Raw genomic sequence first — 17616 nt, forward strand, 5'->3', positions numbered from 1 at the left:
GCCGGCCCTGCGTCTGCTGCTGACGAGCCTCTACTCGGCAGCCTCACTCACCTTGTTGAGGTTTCTCGGCTTCGGCGCAAAGCGCGCCGCCAGGCGCATCGAGACGGTCACCAGGCGCTGATACAGCGCCGGCATGCTGCGCTGCATCCAGTCCAGGGCATGGGCATCGGCACCGATCAGAATGCGCCGTTTGTTGGCCAGCACTCCGTTTACGATGACCTTGGCCGCCTGTTCCGGCGTGGTGCGCAGCAACTGGTCGTTGAACTGCTGGCGCGCCTGCTCGGTTTCCTGGCCGGTGACCTTGGTCAGGCTGTCGTTCACCCGCGCCGTCTTGGCGATGTTGGTCTTGATGCCGCCCGGATGCACGCAGCTGGCGGAAACGCCGCAGTCGGCCATGTCCAGTTCCTGGCGCAGCGATTCGGTAAAGCCGCGTACGGCGAACTTGCTGGCGTTGTAGGCGCTCATGCCCGGCTGGGAGAACAGGCCGAACACGCTGGAGACGTTAATCACGTGTCCCTGGCCGGCCGCCTTGAGGTAGGGCAGGAAGGCCTTGGTGCCGTTCACCACGCCCCAGAAGTTGATGTTCATGATCCACTCGTAGTCGGCATGGTCGTTGCCCTCCACGGTGCCGCCCTGAGCCACGCCGGCATTGTTGAAGATGGCGTTGACCCGGGCGAACTCGCTGACTACCTGCTCCGCCCAGGCCTCGACCGCAGCGCGGTCGGCAACGTCGACGCGTTGTCCGCTGACGGTGACGCCGAGCTTGCGGGCCTGCTCGACGGTTTCCTGGAGGCCCTCGACATTGACGTCGGACAGCGCCAGGTGGCAGCCCTGGCGCGCCAGGTGGTAGGCGAGGGCGCGGCCGATACCGGAGCCGGCGCCAGTGATGGCGGCAACCTTGTTCTCGAAGGATTTCATGCGCTGACCTCCTGCGCGGCGAGGGTGATGGCATTGCTCTGCGCCGGATGCGCGGCGTGCTTGCGGCTGAAGTGGTAGGCATGCGGATCGAAGTTGCGCGTCAGCATGCGAAAGCGCCAGGTGAAGCCCGGCCACACCGTACAGTTGCGTCCGCTGACCGGGTGCAGATACCAGCTCATGCAGCCGCCGGCGTTCCATACGGTGCTGCCGAGGGTGCCCTGGATCTTGCGGTTGAAGGCGTCCTGCGCCTCGCGCTTGGGTTCCAGGCTCTGCAGTTGGCCCTCTTCGAGCTGCCTGAGGGCGCCGAGCACATAGGTGATCTGCGACTCGATCATGTAGACCATGGAGTTGTGGCCCAGGCCGGTGTTCGGCCCCATGAGGAAGAACAGGTTGGGGAAGCCCGCGGTCATGGTGCCCTTGTAGGCTTCCGGACCTTCGGGCCAGGTGTCGAGCAGATCGACGCCGCCACGGCCGAACACCGTGCCGCGCGGCAGCGGGTCGCTGGGGGTGAAGCCGGTGCCGAAGATGATGGCATCCACTTCGCGCTCCTGGCCGTCGGCGGTGCGCACGGCGCCCGGCAGGATTTCGGCGATACCGTCGGTGATCACCTCGACGTTGGCCTGGGTCAGCGCCGGGTAGTAGTCATTGGAGATCAGCACCCGCTTGCAGCCCATGGTGTAGTCCGGGGTGACCTTGGCGCGCAGCACCGGGTCCTTGATCTGCTTCTTGATGTACAGCTTGGCGATGCCCTGGGCCATGCGCAGCAGGCGCGGGGCGAAGGCGAAGGCGATCACCCGGCTTTCCAGGATGCCGTACAGGGCGCCGCGCCAGAGTTTCTGCACCAGCGGAAAGCGCTTGAAGCGCTGGCGTTCGCCATCGCCAATGGCGCGATCGGGCTTGGGCATGATCCACGGCGCGGTTCGCTGGTAGAGATCGAGCCGCGCCACCTGCTTCTGAATCTGCGGCACGAACTGGATGGCCGAGGCGCCGGTGCCGATCACCGCCACGCGTTTGCCGCTCAGGTCATAGTCGTGATTCCACTGCTGCGAGTGGAACACCTCGCCAGTGAAGGTCTCCAGGCCCTTGAGCTTGGGGATCGAGGGTGTCGACAGGGCGCCCATGCCGGAGACCACGAATTGCGCGCTGTACTGGTTGCCGGCACGGTCCTGCAGGTGCCACAACTCGGCGTGCTCGTCCCAGCGCATCTGTACCACTTCGGTGCCCAGCAGGGTCTTGTCCTGCAAGCGGTACTTCGCCCAGCAGCCTTCCAGGTAGGCCTTGATTTCCGGCTGCCTGGCGAACATCCGCGTCCAGTTCGGGTTGGGCTCGAAGGAAAAGGAGTACAGGTGCGATTGCACGTCGCAGCCGCAACCCGGGTAGTTGTTCACCCGCCAGGTGCCGCCGACGCCGGCTTCCTTTTCGAACAGCAGGAAGTCCTGCTCGCCCTGCTGCTTGAGGCGGATGGCCATGCCGAGGCCGGAGAAGCCGCTGCCGAGGATGGCGATCTTGCAATGGCGGGCAGCGGTAGGGGGTGACACGGGCGCATTCATGGCCGGACTCCTGCTTGTCGTTCTTGTTGGTGTCTACATCTGTATACCAAGGTAGACATGTGTATACTTTGCGGCAAGCCATAGAATCGACAAACCAACTTTAGGTAGGGGTAAGGATGCACAACGACGATGCGCAGGTACGCGACAGGGCCAGCGAAGCGCCTGGCAAGCGCCTGCTGATGGAAGCGGCGTTACGTCTCACCTCGACCAGCCGCAGCCTCAGCAGCCTGGGCCTGCGCGAGCTGGCGCGCGAGGCGGGGCTCAACCCCAACACCTTCTACCGTCACTTTCGCGATGTCGACGACTTGGGCCTGACCGTGATCGGCGAGATCACTCGGCTGCTGCGTCAACCGCTGCGCGATTTGCGCCGCGAGGCCGCGCAGCGCGCGGTCAAGGATGACTGGCCCCTGCTGCCCAAGCTGCTGGGTATCGATCTCGGGCGCGGGCGGCGGGTGTGTCACGAGACGGTGCAGCTGTTCTTCGACTTCGTCGCCGAGCATCCGGAGGCGTTCATCATCGGGGTGCGCGAGCTGCATGGCGCGTCGCCCGTGTTGCGCGAGGCCCTGCGCCAGGTGATGGACGACTTCGCCGATGACATGGCCGAGGACATCGTCGAATTCAAGCTGCTGCCGGATATCGTCAGCGCGGCGGCGGTGCGCCAGGTTTCGGGGCTGATCAGTCGCAGCCTGTTCGAGCAGTCGCTGGACTACATCGGCCAGCCGCAGCGGCGCGAGGCGATCTGTGCGCTGGCCGAGGAGCAGATCGTCATGCTGTTCACCGGCGCCAGCATGTTGCAGAGCATGGGGCAGCTGCGTCTGGGCTGACGCAGGATGCGCTGCGCATCCGCAGCGGCACGGCGAAGGCGGGTGCGTAGGGCGCCCCCGACCTGGGCTGCGGGCCATGAAAAAGGGCGGCCAAGGCCGCCCGAAGGGACATCAGCTGCTGAAGCCGAGGCGCTCGCGCCAGCGTTTCTCCAGCTTCTCGGTATCGTGATCCTTGGGGTGGAAGCCGGGGCGGTAGTAGTCCAGGTAGGGGCCGATCAGCTTGGTGAAGAAGCCGTTGCGCGGGCCGAACAGTTTCTTCAAACCGAAGCCCCAGCTGCGCCAGTTGAACAGCTGACCGTCCTTGCGCAGCAAGTGAATCTGGAACCAGCCAATCACGCCGAGGAACATCACGGTGGTCAGCAGCATCACCAGCGTACGGGTGAAGTAGCCGCCATAGACCTTCTGGTACACGTCGTAGCACACCGCCTTGTGCTCGTTCTCCTCGATGGCGTGCCACATCCACAGCTGGTACAGCTTCGGATCGTTCATCTGCGTGGTGAGGTCTTCGCGCTTGAGCAGTTGCTCGGCCATGGTCGCGGTGAAGTGCTCCAGCGCGCAGGTGGCGGCCAGGCGCTGTTTCTTGGTGCTGAAGCGGGTCGTCCACTCGAGCAGTACCTTGATGCGCAGCTCCAGGCGCTCCAGGTCGATATTGTGCTCGTTGGCATAGTCGTTATAGGCCGCATGCTCCTTGGAGTGCATGGCCTCCTGGCCGATAAAGGCGCTGATGTCCTTCTTCAGCTGCGGCTCGCTGACCTGGTCGCGCACCGCCCGCACGCTGTCGACGAAGAATTTTTCGCCATAGGGGAACAGCGACGACAGGTTGTTCATGAAGTGGCTCATGAAGGGATCGTCGAAGAACCAGTACTTCGGCGTTTCGGCGAAGCTGAAGTCCATGCGGCGAACCGGAAAGCTGGATTTCGGCTGGGGCAGGGTAGCGCTTGCATTCATCGTTCGAGTCCTCTTCTGGGGAGTCGGTGCTCCCGATTGTTGTGCGGCTCTGGTTGACAACATCGGGGTTGCAGGCGGTTAGCCTCAACGGACCAACTGTGTCATTGAACGATGTAACTATCGGACGTGGCGGCGGCGGGCGCCGCCAACTTAAGGCGGGTGTGTCGGGCAATCGCCCGAGGCGAAACGGCGGGCATGGCCCGCCATCTCGACAGAAGGCGGGGTCAGGGAGCGTTGCGCCGCAGCTCTGCCACTTCGCTGCGCAGCGCGCGCAGTTCGTCGAGGATCGCCTGCTCGCGGGCAGCTGCCGCCAGCTCCTCGGTGCTGGGCTCGTGGGTGCTCTGCATGGCGTTGACGATCACGGCGATGAACAGGTTGAGCATCATGAAGGTGGCGATGAGGATGTAGGGCACGAAGAACATCCAGGCCAGCGGGTGCTGCTCCATCACCGGGCGGACGATGCCCATCGACCAGCTTTCCAGGGTCATCACCTGGAACAGGGTGTAGAGGCTGGCGCCGATGCTGCCGAACCACTCGGGGAAGCTCTGGCCGAACAGCTGGGTGGCCATCACCGCGGCCACATAGAACACCAGCCCCATCAGCATGACGATGCTGCCCATGCCCGGCAGCGAGGCGAGCAGCGCCTGCACCACCTTGCGCATGCTCGGGTTGATCGACACCAGGCGCAGCACCCGCAGTACGCGCAGGGCGCGCAGTACGGCGAAGGGACCGCTGGCCGGTACCAGGGCGATGCCCACCACCAGGCAGTCGAACACCGCCCAGGGATCGCGCAGCAGACCGATGCCGCGCGCGGTGAAGCGCAGCGCCAGCTCGATGACGAAGCAGGCGAGGATCAGGCTGTCGAGGATCAGCAGCGGCCGGCCCCAGTCGGCCATGATCGATGGCGAGGTCTGCATGCCGAGAATGGCCGCGTTGACGACGATCAGCAGGGTGACCAGGCGCTGTACGGCGGTGCCGTCCATCAGCTGTCCCAGGCGCTGGCGCCAGTCGGAGGGGGATTGGTTCAATTCGAGTTCGTGCATGGCGGTATCGGTGGGAATCGAGTCGTTGGCCGGGGAAATCCGCTGCAGCGGCCCGTCGGGCCTGCGGGGCGCGGGGCCATCAGCGGCCTGTGTCTAGCGGTCGTCGAGGGCGAAGGCAGTCAGGGTGAAGGTGGGAATCGCCGCGTCCTGCAGCTTCTGCGAGCCACCCAGCTCCGGCAGGTCGATGATCGCGGCGGCCTCGAATACGCTGGCGCGCATGCGCCGTACCAGGTTGGCCGCGGCGATCAGGGTGCCGCCGGTAGCGATCAGGTCATCGAAGATCAGTACCGAGTCGCCCTCGCACAGGCTGTCGCTGTGCACTTCGAGAAAGGCTTCGCCGTATTCGGTCTGGTAGCTCTCGCTGAGAACATCCGCCGGCAGCTTGCCCTGCTTGCGGAAGAGGATCAGCGGCTTGTTCAGTTCGTAGGCGATGATCGAGCCGATCAGGAAACCGCGCGCGTCCATCGCGCCGATATGGCTGAACTCGGCCTCCACGTAACGCTGGATGAAACTGTCGGCGACCATGCGCAGCGCACGCGGTGATTGGAACAGCGGGGTGATGTCGCGGAAGACCACGCCCGGCTTGGGGAAGTCCGGTACCGGGCGGATCAGGGTCTTGATGCTGAATTCGTCGAAAATCATCGCGGGTTCCTGAAATGCGCTGAGCCCGCGGCTGGCGATCGGGCTCAGATCTCGAGGTTGCCGCCGGCCAGGGCACACAGCTCGATGGGGTCGAGAATGTGCACTTCCTTGCCTTCGGCTTCGAGCAGCTTGTTCTGTTGGAAGCGGGTAAATACGCGAGACACCGTCTCCACCGCAAGGCCCAAATAGTTACCAATTTCGTTGCGCGACATGGCCAGGCGGAACTGGTTGGCGGAGAAGCCGCGGGCGCGGAAGCGCGCGGACAGGTTAACCAGGAAGGTGGCGATGCGCTCGTCGGCGGTCTTCTTCGACAGCAACAGCATCATCTGCTGATCATCGCGGATCTCGCGGCTCATGATGCGCATCAGCTGGCGGCGCAGCTGCGGCAGCTGCAGGGCCAGGTCGTCGAGGCGCTCGAAGGGAATCTCGCAGACCGAGGTGGTTTCCAGGGCCTGGGCCGAGACCGGGTAGCGCTCGCCGTCGACCCCGGACAGGCCGACCAGCTCGCTGGGCAGGTGGAAGCCGGTGATCTGCTCCTCGCCGCCATCGCTCAGGCTGAAGGTCTTCAGCGCACCGGAACGCACGGCGAACACGGAACCGAAGGCATCGCCCTGGCGGAACAGGAACTCGCCCTTCTTCAGCGGGCGGCCGCGCTTGACGATTTCGTCCAGCGCGTCCATGTCCTCCATGTTCAGCGAAATGGGCAGGCATAGGGCAGACAGGCTGCAGTCCTTGCAATGGGCTTGATGCTGCGCACGCATTTTGATGCTCTCGGACATCGTTGGGCTTCCCGGTTAAACACGCAATGCTCGTAAGGTTAACCCAGGGGGCGGGTAGGGGCCAGTCGTATAAAAGCCTGACCGAATCCTCAAGTCGGACCGGCGCCGGCCGATCAAGAGGAGAGCCATGGTCCAAAGCAGGGAGCTAAGCGATGCGTATCGACTCAGGCGGGCCACTGGGCAATCTCGTCCAGGCCATGCAGCGACAAAACACCGCAGCCGAGCGCAGCCCGGAGGAAGTCCGCGAGGGATTGCGGGTGAGCCTTTCCGAACTGGGCAAGAGCATGGCGGAGAAGGCCGAGCGCAACCGTGACATCGACGACAGCGACCTGCCCAAGGCGATCAAGGATCTGCTCAAGATGATCCGCGAACTCAGGGCCCAGATCGCCGAGAAGCAGGCGCAGATCGACGCGGTGATGCGCGACCAGAGTCTCGACCCTGAAGCCAGGCGCCTGCAGCTGGAGTCGCTGCAGACCGAGCTGGCCTCGCTCAACGGCGCTCTGGCCTCGGCCAATGCCAATCTGGTCAAGCTGATGCGCGAGAACGGCCTCAGCCCGGAGCAGATGCAAACGGCGGCCTCGCTGGCGATGTCCTGAAGACGCCCGTAGGCATCGGCTGCTGGTTCAGATCACCCGTGAAAAGCGCTGGCGCACCTGGTCGTTGAGATAACGGTCGAACAGCATGCACAGCGAACGCACCAGCAGCCGTCCGGCCGGGCGCACCTCGATACCCTGCGCATTCAGTTCGATCAGGCCGTCGCGATGCAGCTGCTCCAGCTGCGGCCAGAGACTGGCGAAGTACTCGTTAAAGTTCACGCCGTGGGCCTGCTCGATATCGCTGAAGCGCAGTTCGAAATGGCAGATCAGTTGCTGGATCACCGAGCGGCGCAGGCGATCGTCGGCGTTGCAGTGCAGGCCGCGGCGCGTTGCCAGCTGGCCGTTGCCCAGGGTCTGCTGATAGCTGGTGATATCGCTGTCGTTCTGGCTGTACAGGTCGCCGATCTGGCTGATGGCCGACACCCCCAGGCCGATCAGGTCGCAGTGGCCATGGGTGGTGTAACCCTGGAAATTGCGCTGCAGGGTACCTTCCTCCTGAGCCACGGCCAGCTCGTCGTCGGGCAGGGCGAAGTGGTCCATGCCGATGTAGCGGTAGCCGGCGCGGGTCAGCTGTTCGATGCTGGCTTGCAGCATGACCAGCTTGTCGCCCGGGCTGGGCAGGTCATCGTTGTTGATGCGCCGCTGCGGCATGAAGCGCTCCGGCAGGTGCGCGTAGTTGAACAGCGACAGGCGGTCCGGCTGCAGGGCGATCACTTCGGCCACGGTCCGCGCGAAGCGTTCCGGCGTCTGCTTGGGCAGGCCGTAGATCAGGTCGATGTTCACCGAGCGGAACTGCAGGGTGCGCGCCGCCTCGACGATGGCGCGGGTTTCTTCCAAGGTCTGCAGGCGATTGACCGCGCGTTGCACCTCGGGGTCGAGGTCCTGTACGCCGAGGCTGACGCGGTTGAAACCCAGCTCGCGCAGCAGGCCCATGGTCGACCAGTCTGCCTCGCGCGGGTCGATCTCGATGCTGTAGTCGCCGGAATCGTCGTCGAGCAGATTGAAATGCTGACGCAGGTGCAGCATCAGCCGACGCAATTCGTCGTGGCTGAGGAAGGTCGGGGTGCCGCCGCCGAAGTGCAGCTGTTCGATCGGCTGGTCCTTGTCGACGTAGCGGCTGACGATCTCGATTTCCCGCTCGAGCTTTTCCAGATAGGGCAGGGCGCGACCGCGGTCCTTGGTGATCACCTTGTTGCAGGCGCAGTAGTAGCAGATGTGCGCGCAGAACGGCACGTGCACGTACAGCGACAGCGGGCGCCGGGCCTTGCGGCTGTCACGCAGGGCGTGCAGCAGGTCGAACGGGCCGATGTCGTCGTGAAACTGCACGGCGGTCGGGTAGGAGGTGTAGCGCGGGCCGGCGAGATCGTAACGGCGGATCAGGTCGGCATCCCACTGGATGGCATCGAGCATGGGAAAGAATCCTGGACAGGCTTTGCGGCCAGTCTAGGGATGCAGGGGACAAGGGGCCTTGACCTGAATCAAGGGCGCGTGGGGCGCCGATGTCTTGTCGCTGTGTAGCCCGGATGCAATCCGGGATGTTGGGCGCCTTGCTCCCGGATTACATCCGGGCTACGTGTCAGTGCCCCATCAGCCAGTGCTGATGCGGGCCGGGCAGGGTCCAGATGCCGAACAGGATGACCAGCAGGCCGCCTGCCATGCGCACGCCGCGTTTGCGCAGCAGGGCGGTGAGGCGCTCGGCAGCCAGCCCGGTGGCCAGCAGCACCGGCCAGGTGCCCAGGCCGAAGGCCAGCATCAGCAGGGCGCTATCCACCGCGTTGCCCTGGCTGGAGGCCCACAGTAGGGTGCTGTAGACCAGCCCGCACGGCAGCCAGCCCCATAGCCCGCCCAGCACCAGGGCGCGTGGCAGGCTGGTGACCGGCATAAAGCGTCGGGTCAGCGGTTGAATGTGGCGCCACAGGCCGCGGCCGAGCGCCTCGATACGGGTCAGGCCACTCCACCAGCCGGCCAGGTACAGACCCATGGCGATCAGCAGCAGCGCTGCCAGGGTGCGCATGATCACCTCGGCCTTGCTGCCGGCAACGGCCCAACCGGCCAATCCCAGAAGCAGGCCAGCCAGGCTGTAACTGAGAATGCGCCCGAGGTTGTAGGCCAGCAGCAGCTGCAGGCGCCTGCCGCGTTGTTCGGGAGGAATGGCCAGGGTCAGCGCGCCCATCAGGCCGCCGCACATGCCCAGGCAGTGGCCGCCGCCGAGCAGGCCGAGAATCAGTGCCGACACCAGCAAGGGCGTCAGTTCAAGCATCGGGTTTGTCCTGCTTGCTCGGCTCTTCGGCCTGTTCGACCCCCGCCTTGTGCAGCGGGTCTTCGTCGTCGAACAGAATGCTGTGCGCCGGGCCGTCGAGGTCATCGTACTGGCCGCTGTCCACCGCCCAGAAGAACAGCCAGATGGCGAAGCCGACCAGGGCGATGGCGACGGGAATCAGGATGTAGAGGGCGGACATGCTGTCTCCATGGTGGGCATCTGGGTAGGCGCGAGCGCTGCTCGCGAACCGCTTGGTTGCGAGCAGCGCTCGCACCTAGGTGTTCGGGGTGCGGCTCAGGCGCAGCGCGTTGAGTACCACCAGCAGCGAGCTGAGCGACATGCCCACGGCGGCCCAGATCGGCGTGATCCAGCCCAGCGCGGCGAAGGGCAGCACCAGGCCATTGTACAGAGTCGCCCAGGACAGGTTCTCGATGATGATGCGCCGCGTGCGCCGGGCAAGCTTCAGCCCTTCCACCAGGCTGCTCAGGCGGTTGGACAGCAGCACCGCATCGGCGCTGGTCTTGGCCAGATCGGACGCCGAGCCCATGGCCACGCTGATATCGGCGGCGGCCAGTACCGGCACGTCGTTGACCCCGTCGCCCAGCATCAGCACGCGGCGACCCTCGCCGTGCAACTGCTTGAGCACCGCCAGCTTGGCATCCGGGGTCAGGCCGCCGCGGGCGTCCTCGATACCGAGCTGGCGCGCCACTTCGCCGACCATCGGCGAGCTGTCGCCGGACAGCAGGCGGATGTGCCAGCCCCGGGCCCGCGCCGCGGCGATCAGCTGCGCGGCGTCGTCGCGCAGGCGGTCATCGAGAACGAACCAGGCCAGCGGCCCTTGTTCGTCGCCCAGCAGCAGCCATTGGCCGTGCTCGCCGGCAATCGACGGCACGGCTTGGCCGCTCAGGGCGCAGACGAAAGTCGCCTCGCCGATACGCAGCAGGCGGCCTTCGACACGGCCCTGCAGGCCCTGGCCGGGATGGCTGTCGACGGATTCCGCGGCATGCGGCGCCTGGCTGAACGCGCGCGCGATGGGATGCTCGGAGCGATTCTCCAGCGCTGCGGCGAGCGCCAGGCAGGCGCCTTCATCGAGTTCGCGCAACGGGTGGATGGCCTTGAGCGTCAGGCGCCCCTCGGTGAGGGTGCCGGTCTTGTCCAGCACCAGGGTGTCGATCTGGTTGAGGCCTTCGAGCACATGGCCGCGCGTCAGCAGCATGCCCAGCTTGTGCAGGCTGCCGGTGGCGGTGGTCAGTGCCGTGGGCGTGGCCAGGGCAAGGGCGCAGGGGCAGGTAGCCACCAGCAGCGCCAGCACCACCCAGAAGGCGCGGCCGGAATCGATCTGCCACCAGGCCAGGCCGACCAGGGCGGCGGCTATCAGGATAAACAGCAGGAACCATTGCGCGACCCGGTCGGCGATCTCGGCCAGACGCGGCTTTTCGCTCTGCGCACGCTCCAGCAGGCGGACGATGGCGGACAGACGGGTGGCGTCGCCCAGCGCCTGCACCTGTACGGTCAGCGGGCCTTCGACATTCAGCGTGCCGGCGGTGACGCCGTCGCCGATGCCGCGCGGCTGCGGCAGGTATTCGCCGGTCAGCAGCGATTCGTCGACGCTGGACTGGCCGGCCAGCACCTGACCGTCGGCCGGGATCAGCGAGCCGGGCTGCACCAGCACCTGCTCGCCGATGCGCAGTTCGCTGAGCAGGATGCGCTGGCTCTGGCCGTCGGCGTCCAGGCGCAGGCATGACGCCGGCAGCAGTTGGACCAGTTGCGCCGTGGCCGTCGCCGTGCGTTCGCGGGCGCGGCGCTCCAGATAGCGGCCGGCGAGCAGGAACAGGGCGAACATGCCCACGGCATCGAAATACAGCTCGCCCTGACCGGTGATGGTCGACCAGATGCCGGCCACGTAGGCGCCGCCGATGGCCAGCGAAACGGACACGTCCATGGTCAGGTGGCGGGTGCGCAGGTCACGTAGGGCGCCGCGGAAGAACTGGCCGCAGCAATAGAAAACGATGGGGGTGGTGAGGAACAGGCTGGTCCAGCGCAGGATCTTGTCCAGCTCCGGTGACAGGTCGACGTTGAATTCCGGCCAGGTGGCCATGGTCGCCATCATCACCTGCATCCACAGCAGGCCGGCCACGCCCAGTTCGCGCATGCGCCGGCGGTTCTCCGCGGCCAGACGTTCGGCCGCTTCGTCGGGTTGCCAGGGATGGGCGGCGTAGCCGATGCGGCGCAATTCGGCGAGCAGCTTGCTCAGGGGGATCTGGCTATCCTGCCAGCGCACCTGCAGGCGGTGATTGGACAGGTTCAGATGCGCCTCGGCCACGCCAGGCACGCCGCGCAGGTGTTTCTCGATCAGCCAGCCGCAGGCGGCGCAACTGATGCCTTCGATGAGCAGCTGGGTTTCGCTCAGCTCGCCGTCCTGCTGGACGAAGGGCTGCTGCACCTCGCTGCGGTCGTACAGCGCCAGCTCGTCCGGTAGGGCCTGAGGCAGGGCCTGTGGGTTGGCGGCGTTCTCGCTGCGGTGCTTGTAGTAGTGTTCCAGGCCTCCGGCGACTATGGCCTCGGCCACCGCCTGGCAACCGGGGCAGCACATCTCGCGGGTCGCGCCGAGTACCTTGGCGTGGAAGCTGCTGCCGGCAGGCACCGGCAGGCCACAGTGGTAGCAGGGAGTGGGGGCGGGCATCGGCAGGATCAGTAGGAGGGGTTGTCGCCCAGCTCGATGGTCTGGCCGTCGGCGATGGTCTCTTCCTCGAACAGGCGCCACTGCTGGCTGCCTTCCTCGCCGAGCAGTTCGACGAAGCGCCGGCCGGTGACCATGTCGACCATCTGCCCGCGGTACATGCCGTCGGCGCTCGGCTGCAGGATGATGCGGCGGTCGCGCTCGGGCTGGGTCGGCGAGATCAGGTTGAGTACCAATTGCTGCGGGCGGCTGTTGCCTTCGAGCTGCAGCTCGACGGTACCGGTGGCCTCATCCAGCACCATCTGGCCGTGCAGTTGCAGGCGCTCGGCCAGCTTTTCCCGCTCCAGCGACTGGTTGATGCCCTTGCCGACGTCGTAGTAGTCGTCGGAGATCAGGCCCGGCGGGTTCTTGGTGGCGATGGTGAGCAGGGTCAGGCCCTGCACTACCGAGTAGCCCAGCAGGAACAGGATGAACCAGGGCCAGAACTGCTTGTACCAGGGTTTGACTGGCGATGGTGCTTGTTCGGTCATGCTTTTACCGTTGTCAGCGGACGCTTGGGCCGATGAAACGGCTGTCGGCGTCGTTCTTGATACTCGGGTCGTCCACGGATTGTACGTGGAAGACGATGTTGTTGGCGCTGGAGGGCAGCTTCTCCGGGGAGATCGACAGCTCGACCGGGAAGGAGTAGACCTCGCCAGCCAGGGCGCGAACCTCGCGCTTGCCTTCATAGACCAAGCCGTCCAGGCCGTCGGCGGTGATCACGTAGGTCATGTCGCGCTGCGCCTTGTTCATGATCTTCAGGGTGTAGACGTTCTCGATATGGCCGCGCTCGTTCTCGCGGAACAGCACGCGGTCCTTGAGCACGTCCAGCTCCACCAGCGGACGATGGGCAACGGCCCAGGCGAACAGGCCGATCATGGCCACCAGCGCGACGGCGTAGCCTATCAGGCGCGGCCGCATCAGGTGGGTCTTCTGCCCGGAAAGATTGTGTTCGGTTGTGTAGCTGATCAGCCCCTTGGGGTAGTTCATCTTGTCCATGATGCTGTCGCAGGCATCGATGCAGGCGGCGCAGCCGATGCACTCGATCTGCAGGCCGTCGCGGATGTCGATGCCGGTGGGGCAGACGTGCACGCACATCTTGCAGTCGATGCAGTCGCCCAGGCCCTGCGCCTTGTAGTCGGCGTCCTTCTTGCGCGGGCCGCGCTTTTCGCCGCGGCGCGGGTCGTAGGAGACGATCAGGGTGTCCTGGTCGAACATCACGCTCTGGAAGCGCGCATAGGGGCACATGTAGATGCACACCTGTTCGCGCAGGTAGCCGGCGTTGCCGTAGGTGGCCAGGGTGAAGAAGCCGATCCAGAAGTAGGCCCAGCCACTGGCTTCACCGGTGAAGATCTCGATGACCAGCTCGCGTATGGGTGTGAAGTAGCCGACGAAGGTGATCGCCGTGAGCAGCGAGACGCCCACCCAGATACCGTGCTTGGCCGCTTTGCGGCCCAGTTTCGCGCCGCTCATGGGCTGCTTGTCCAGCTTCATGCGCTGGTTGCGGTCGCCCTCGGTGACTTTCTCGGCCCACATGAACACCCAGGTGAACACGCTTTGCGGGCAGGTGTAGCCGCACCAGACGCGGCCGGCGAACACGGTGATGAAGAACAGGCCGAAGGCGCAGATGATCAGCAGCCAGGACAGCAGCATGAAATCCTGCGGCCAGTAGGTAGCACCGAAGATGTGGAATTTGCGTTCCGGCAGGTTCCACCAGACGGCCTGGCGGCCATCCCAGTTCAGCCAGACGGTACCGAAGAACAGCAGGAAGAGGAGGGCGCCCCCCGCGAGTCGAAGGTTGCGAAACAGGCCGGTGAATGCACGGGTGTAGATCTTCTCGCGACTGGCGTAGAGGTCGACGCTGGCATTCTTGGCAGAAGGAGGGGTGATGTCCTGGACGGGAATCTGTTCGCTCATCAATGCATACCAAAGCGGTTGGTTAGCAGCCCAGGCCGATACGTGCCGGTCAGGGTCGGTTCACGGTAGATATATGGTACGCCTGAAAGACAACGCCCGGGTGCGACCAGCAGTCGCGTCCCGGGCGTTCATTGACCCTTGTCAAAAGAGTCGCGCTATTACTGCTCTTGTGCCTTGTGCGACAGGCTGTACACGTAGGCGGCCAGCAGGTGCACCTTGTCGTTGCCGAGGAATTCTTCCTGGGCCGGCATGTTGCCGTGACGACCGTAGCGGATGCTCTGCTGCAGTTGCGCGTAGCTGCTGCCGTAGATGAACGCTGCCGGGTTGGTCAGGTTCGGTGCGCCCATGGCCGGGGTGCCCTTGCCGTCGGCGCCGTGGCAGGCGAAGCAGGTACCGGCGAAGACCTTCTGGCCCGCTTCGATATCGGCTTCCACGCCTTCCGGCAGTTCGCGACCGCCCAGTTCCTTCAGCACATAGGCAGCGACGTTGCGCACGCCGTCTTCGCCGATGGCCGGGCCTTGAGCCGGCATGGCGCCCTGGCGACCCTTGAGGATGGTGGTCTTGATGGTTTCCGGTTCGCCGCCCCAGCGCCATTCGCTGTCGGTCAGGTTGGGGAAGCCGTAGCTGCCCTTGGCGTCGGAGCCGTGGCACACCGAGCAGTTGGAGGCGAACAGGCGACCGCCCATTTTCAGGGCTTGCGGGTCCTGCGCGACTTCTTCGATCGACATCGCGGCGTACTTGGCGAACAGCGGGCCGTATTGCTCGTCGGCGCGCAGCATCTCCTTCTCCCACTGGTGCACGCCGGTCCAGCCGGCATGACGCACTTCGCCACCGGCAACCTGCACGCCAGCCGCGAAGGGGGTCTTGTTCTCGCTGTCGAGGTAGTCGTAACCCGGCAGCAGACCCTTGAAGTTGCCCAGGCCCGGATACAGGGCCAGGTAACCCAGAGCGAACACGATGGTGGCGACGAACAGCATGAACCACCACTTCGGCAGCGGGTTGTCATACTCCTCGATGCCGTCGAAGCTGTGGCCGACGGTTTCCTCGGTGGTTTCCTGGCGCTGGCCCTTGCGGGTGCCGAAGATCAGCCAGGTCAGGGCGAAGATGGTGCCCAGAGACAGAATGGTTACGTACCAACTCCAGAACGTGGTCATTGGTTATTGCTCCTGGAAGAGTCTTGGTCACGCTTGGACTCGGGCTTGGCTTCGGGGTCGTCGGCGAAGGGCAGGTTGGCCGCCTCGTCGAAGCTGGATTTGCGCTTGCTGCTGTAAGCCCAGAGCACCACGCCGATGAAGGCGATGAACACCACCGCCGTGCCGATACCGCGAATAGTCCCGATGTCCATAGCGTCTTACCGTTTGTTCTTGATGGAAGTGCCGAGAACCTGCAGGTACGCGACCAGCGCGTCCATCTCGGTCTTGCCCTTCACGGCGTCGCGAGCACCGGCGATGTCTTCATCGGTGTAGGGGATGCCGAAGCCGCGCATGACTTCCATCTTCTTCGCGGTGTCGCGACCGTCGAGGGTGTTCTCCACCAGCCAGGGGTAGGCGGGCATCTTCGACTCCGGCACGACGTTGCGCGGGTTGTACAGGTGGGCGCGATGCCACTCGTCCGAGTAGCGGCCGCCGACGCGGGCCAGGTCCGGACCGGTGCGCTTGGAGCCCCACAGGAAGGGGTGATCCCAGACGCTTTCGCCGGCGACGGAGTAGTGGCCGTAACGCTCGGTCTCGGCGCGGAACGGACGGATCATCTGCGAGTGGCAGCCGACGCAGCCTTCCTTGATATAGATGTCGCGGCCTTCCAGTTGCAGCGCGGTGTAGGGCTTGAGGCCTTCCACCGGCTCGTTGGTGACGTCCTGGAAGAACAGCGGAACGATCTGGGTCAGGCCGCCGATGCTGACGGCGATCACCATCAGCAGCGCCATCAGGCCGATATTCTTCTCGATGATTTCGTGTTTCATCAGTGAGCTACTCCGGCGGGAATCTGCGCGGCCGCTTCGTATTCAGCCGGCTTGGCGGCACGCACGGTGCGGTAGGTGTTGTAAGCCATCAGCAGCATGCCGGTGACGAAGAAGGCGCCGCCGATCATGCGCACCACGAAGCCGGGGTGGCTGGCTTCCAGCGCTTCGACGAAGGAGTAGGTCAGGGTGCCGTCTTCGTTCACCGCGCGCCACATCAGGCCCTGGGTGATGCCGTTGACCCACATCGAGGCGATGTACAGCACGGTGCCGATGGTGGCGAGCCAGAAGTGCGCGTTGATCAGGCCGATGCTGTGCATCTGCTCGCGGCCGAACACCTTGGGAATCAGGTGATACAGCGAGCCGATGGAGATCATCGCTACCCAGCCGAGGGCGCCGGCGTGTACGTGGCCGATGGTCCAGTCGGTGTAATGGGACAGGGCGTTGACGGTCTTGATGGCCATCATCGGGCCTTCGAAGGTCGACATGCCGTAGAAGGCCAGGGACACCACCAGGAAGCGCAGGATCGGGTCGGTGCGCAGCTTATGCCAGGCGCCGGACAGGCTCATCATGCCGTTGATCATGCCGCCCCAGCTCGGTGCCAGCAGCACCACGGACATGGCCATGCCCAGGCTCTGCGCCCAGTCAGGCAGCGCGGTGTAGTGCAGGTGGTGCGGACCGGCCCAGATGTACAGGGTGATCAGCGCCCAGAAGTGCACGATGGACAGGCGGTAGGAGTAGATCGGACGCTCGGCCTGCTTGGGTACGAAGTAGTACATCATCCCCAGGAAGCCGGTGGTCAGGAAGAAGCCCACGGCGTTGTGGCCGTACCACCACTGGATCATGGCGTCGGTGGCACCAGCGTACATGGAGTACGACTTGAACATGTTCACCGGCATGGCTGCGCTGTTGACGATGTGCAGCATCGCGGTGACCAGGATGAACGCCCCGAAGAACCAGTTGCCCACATAGATGTGCTTGGTCTTGCGCTTGACGATGGTGCCGAAGAACACCACCAGGTAGGTGATCCAGACGATGCCCAGCAGGATGTCCACCGGCCACTCGAGCTCGGCGTATTCCTTGGAGCTGGTGTAGCCCATGGGCAGGGTGATCACGGCGAGCACGATGACCGCTTGCCAGCCCCAGAAGGTGAAGGCAGCCAGACCGTCGGAGATCAGGCGCGTCTGACAGGTGCGCTGGACCACGTAGTACGAGGTCGCGAACAGGGCGCATCCGCCGAAGGCGAAGATCACCGCGTTGGTGTGCAGCGGGCGCAGACGGCCGAAGCTGGTCCACGGCAGGTTTAGGTTGAGTTCCGGCCACACGAGTTGTGCGGCGATGAACACGCCTAGACCCATCCCAATGACCCCCCAGATCACCGTCATAATGGCGAACTGGCGGACCACCTTATAGTTATAAGCAGTCTGACTGATTGCTGTGCTCATGCTAGGGGTTCCACGGTT

Annotated in this window: 18 protein-coding genes; 2 read left to right on the forward strand and 16 right to left on the reverse strand. The window is 64.8% G+C overall.

What is annotated here, in order from left to right:
- Window positions 1-30: 30 nt before the first annotated feature.
- Together N7333_RS05320 and N7333_RS05325 are read right to left on the reverse strand one after the other, a co-directional pair.
- On the reverse strand, window positions 31-918 hold the full coding sequence (locus N7333_RS05320; protein WP_129483385.1) for an SDR family NAD(P)-dependent oxidoreductase: 888 nt from the start codon (window positions 916-918) through the stop codon (window positions 31-33).
- Complete coding sequence (locus N7333_RS05325) at window positions 915-2468, reverse strand: NAD(P)/FAD-dependent oxidoreductase (protein WP_129483386.1); 1554 nt, start codon at window positions 2466-2468, stop codon at window positions 915-917. Before N7333_RS05325 ends, N7333_RS05320 begins: the two co-directional genes overlap by 4 nt.
- Before the next feature lie 116 nt (window positions 2469-2584).
- Between N7333_RS05325 and N7333_RS05330 the strand changes: the two genes are divergently transcribed.
- A complete protein-coding gene (locus N7333_RS05330; protein ID WP_129483387.1) occupies window positions 2585-3292 on the forward strand; it encodes a TetR family transcriptional regulator in 708 nt (235 codons plus the stop codon).
- 111 nt (window positions 3293-3403) lie between these two features.
- Here the strand turns inward: N7333_RS05330 and N7333_RS05335 are convergent, their stop codons facing one another.
- The 4 genes from N7333_RS05335 to fnr form a co-directional block, all read right to left on the reverse strand.
- Window positions 3404-4240 (reverse strand): metal-dependent hydrolase, encoded by an 837-nt coding sequence (locus tag N7333_RS05335; RefSeq protein ID WP_129483388.1) that lies wholly within the window; start codon window positions 4238-4240, stop codon window positions 3404-3406.
- Window positions 4241-4464: 224 nt separating this feature from the next.
- Window positions 4465-5283, reverse strand: coding sequence for an ion transporter (locus N7333_RS05340; protein ID WP_003243844.1), 819 nt, complete (start codon window positions 5281-5283; stop codon window positions 4465-4467).
- A 93-nt stretch (window positions 5284-5376) separates the two neighbouring features.
- Window positions 5377-5925, reverse strand: a complete 549-nt coding sequence (locus N7333_RS05345) for an adenine phosphoribosyltransferase (RefSeq protein WP_012018866.1) — start codon at window positions 5923-5925, stop codon at window positions 5377-5379.
- Between the two features lie 44 nt (window positions 5926-5969).
- The gene (gene fnr, locus N7333_RS05350) at window positions 5970-6704 is read right to left on the reverse strand and encodes a fumarate/nitrate reduction transcriptional regulator Fnr (RefSeq protein WP_003243847.1); all 735 of its coding nucleotides are present in this window, start codon (window positions 6702-6704) and stop codon (window positions 5970-5972) included.
- Between the two features lie 152 nt (window positions 6705-6856).
- Between fnr and N7333_RS05355 the strand changes: the two genes are divergently transcribed.
- The gene (locus N7333_RS05355) at window positions 6857-7300 is read left to right on the forward strand and encodes a hypothetical protein (RefSeq protein ID WP_003243848.1); all 444 of its coding nucleotides are present in this window, start codon (window positions 6857-6859) and stop codon (window positions 7298-7300) included.
- A 27-nt stretch (window positions 7301-7327) separates the two neighbouring features.
- On the opposite strand, the gene hemN is transcribed toward N7333_RS05355, so the two are convergent.
- The 10 genes from hemN to ccoN form a co-directional block, all read right to left on the reverse strand.
- On the reverse strand, window positions 7328-8710 hold the full coding sequence (gene hemN, locus N7333_RS05360; RefSeq protein ID WP_129483389.1) for an oxygen-independent coproporphyrinogen III oxidase: 1383 nt from the start codon (window positions 8708-8710) through the stop codon (window positions 7328-7330).
- Window positions 8711-8876: 166 nt separating this feature from the next.
- Window positions 8877-9560 carry a sulfite exporter TauE/SafE family protein gene (locus tag N7333_RS05365; protein ID WP_003243851.1) on the reverse strand — a complete coding sequence of 228 codons (684 nt, stop codon included), beginning with the start codon at window positions 9558-9560 and terminating at the stop codon, window positions 8877-8879.
- A complete protein-coding gene (gene ccoS / locus N7333_RS05370) occupies window positions 9553-9759 on the reverse strand; it encodes a cbb3-type cytochrome oxidase assembly protein CcoS (protein WP_012018862.1) in 207 nt (68 codons plus the stop codon). Before ccoS ends, N7333_RS05365 begins: the two co-directional genes overlap by 8 nt.
- A 75-nt stretch (window positions 9760-9834) precedes the next feature.
- Complete coding sequence (locus N7333_RS05375) at window positions 9835-12243, reverse strand: heavy metal translocating P-type ATPase (RefSeq protein ID WP_279858568.1); 2409 nt, start codon at window positions 12241-12243, stop codon at window positions 9835-9837.
- Between the two features lie 8 nt (window positions 12244-12251).
- Window positions 12252-12770 carry a FixH family protein gene (locus N7333_RS05380; protein ID WP_012018860.1) on the reverse strand — a complete coding sequence of 173 codons (519 nt, stop codon included), beginning with the start codon at window positions 12768-12770 and terminating at the stop codon, window positions 12252-12254.
- A 13-nt stretch (window positions 12771-12783) separates the two neighbouring features.
- Entirely contained in the window at window positions 12784-14196 is a 1413-nt protein-coding gene (ccoG, locus tag N7333_RS05385; protein WP_129483391.1) for a cytochrome c oxidase accessory protein CcoG, read from the reverse strand.
- Between the two features lie 158 nt (window positions 14197-14354).
- Window positions 14355-15350 carry a cytochrome-c oxidase, cbb3-type subunit III gene (gene ccoP / locus N7333_RS05390; RefSeq protein WP_003243861.1) on the reverse strand — a complete coding sequence of 332 codons (996 nt, stop codon included), beginning with the start codon at window positions 15348-15350 and terminating at the stop codon, window positions 14355-14357.
- Window positions 15347-15541, reverse strand: a complete 195-nt coding sequence (locus N7333_RS05395; protein ID WP_003243863.1) for a CcoQ/FixQ family Cbb3-type cytochrome c oxidase assembly chaperone — start codon at window positions 15539-15541, stop codon at window positions 15347-15349. Before N7333_RS05395 ends, ccoP begins: the two co-directional genes overlap by 4 nt.
- Window positions 15542-15547: 6 nt before the next feature.
- Complete coding sequence (ccoO, locus tag N7333_RS05400) at window positions 15548-16156, reverse strand: cytochrome-c oxidase, cbb3-type subunit II (protein WP_012018857.1); 609 nt, start codon at window positions 16154-16156, stop codon at window positions 15548-15550.
- Window positions 16156-17598, reverse strand: coding sequence for a cytochrome-c oxidase, cbb3-type subunit I (gene ccoN / locus N7333_RS05405; RefSeq protein WP_012018856.1), 1443 nt, complete (start codon window positions 17596-17598; stop codon window positions 16156-16158). Before ccoN ends, ccoO begins: the two co-directional genes overlap by 1 nt.
- Window positions 17599-17616: the final 18 nt, after the last annotated feature.

It is taken from the genome of Pseudomonas sp. GD04158 (assembly GCF_029834875.1).
Lineage (GTDB): Bacteria > Pseudomonadota > Gammaproteobacteria > Pseudomonadales > Pseudomonadaceae > Aquipseudomonas > Aquipseudomonas hydrolytica.

Excerpts from the sequence above, each read along its gene's own strand:
- N7333_RS05320 (WP_129483385.1), bottom strand. The coding sequence starts at position 918 with ATGAAATCCTTCGAGAACAAGGTTGCCGCCATCACTGGCGCCGGCTCC.
- N7333_RS05325 (WP_129483386.1), bottom strand. The coding sequence starts at position 2,468 with ATGAATGCGCCCGTGTCACCCCCTACCGCTGCCCGCCATTGCAAGATC.
- N7333_RS05330 (WP_129483387.1), top strand. The coding sequence starts at position 2,585 with ATGCACAACGACGATGCGCAGGTACGCGACAGGGCCAGCGAAGCGCCT.
- N7333_RS05335 (WP_129483388.1), bottom strand. The coding sequence starts at position 4,240 with ATGAATGCAAGCGCTACCCTGCCCCAGCCGAAATCCAGCTTTCCGGTT.
- N7333_RS05340 (WP_003243844.1), bottom strand. The coding sequence starts at position 5,283 with ATGCACGAACTCGAATTGAACCAATCCCCCTCCGACTGGCGCCAGCGC.
- N7333_RS05345 (WP_012018866.1), bottom strand. The coding sequence starts at position 5,925 with ATGATTTTCGACGAATTCAGCATCAAGACCCTGATCCGCCCGGTACCG.
- fnr (WP_003243847.1), bottom strand. The coding sequence starts at position 6,704 with ATGTCCGAGAGCATCAAAATGCGTGCGCAGCATCAAGCCCATTGCAAG.
- N7333_RS05355 (WP_003243848.1), top strand. The coding sequence starts at position 6,857 with ATGCGTATCGACTCAGGCGGGCCACTGGGCAATCTCGTCCAGGCCATG.
- hemN (WP_129483389.1), bottom strand. The coding sequence starts at position 8,710 with ATGCTCGATGCCATCCAGTGGGATGCCGACCTGATCCGCCGTTACGAT.
- N7333_RS05365 (WP_003243851.1), bottom strand. The coding sequence starts at position 9,560 with ATGCTTGAACTGACGCCCTTGCTGGTGTCGGCACTGATTCTCGGCCTG.
- ccoS (WP_012018862.1), bottom strand. The coding sequence starts at position 9,759 with ATGTCCGCCCTCTACATCCTGATTCCCGTCGCCATCGCCCTGGTCGGC.
- N7333_RS05375 (WP_279858568.1), bottom strand. The coding sequence starts at position 12,243 with ATGCCCGCCCCCACTCCCTGCTACCACTGTGGCCTGCCGGTGCCTGCC.
- N7333_RS05380 (WP_012018860.1), bottom strand. The coding sequence starts at position 12,770 with ATGACCGAACAAGCACCATCGCCAGTCAAACCCTGGTACAAGCAGTTC.
- ccoG (WP_129483391.1), bottom strand. The coding sequence starts at position 14,196 with ATGAGCGAACAGATTCCCGTCCAGGACATCACCCCTCCTTCTGCCAAG.
- ccoP (WP_003243861.1), bottom strand. The coding sequence starts at position 15,350 with ATGACCACGTTCTGGAGTTGGTACGTAACCATTCTGTCTCTGGGCACC.
- N7333_RS05395 (WP_003243863.1), bottom strand. The coding sequence starts at position 15,541 with ATGGACATCGGGACTATTCGCGGTATCGGCACGGCGGTGGTGTTCATC.
- ccoO (WP_012018857.1), bottom strand. The coding sequence starts at position 16,156 with ATGAAACACGAAATCATCGAGAAGAATATCGGCCTGATGGCGCTGCTG.
- ccoN (WP_012018856.1), bottom strand. The coding sequence starts at position 17,598 with ATGAGCACAGCAATCAGTCAGACTGCTTATAACTATAAGGTGGTCCGC.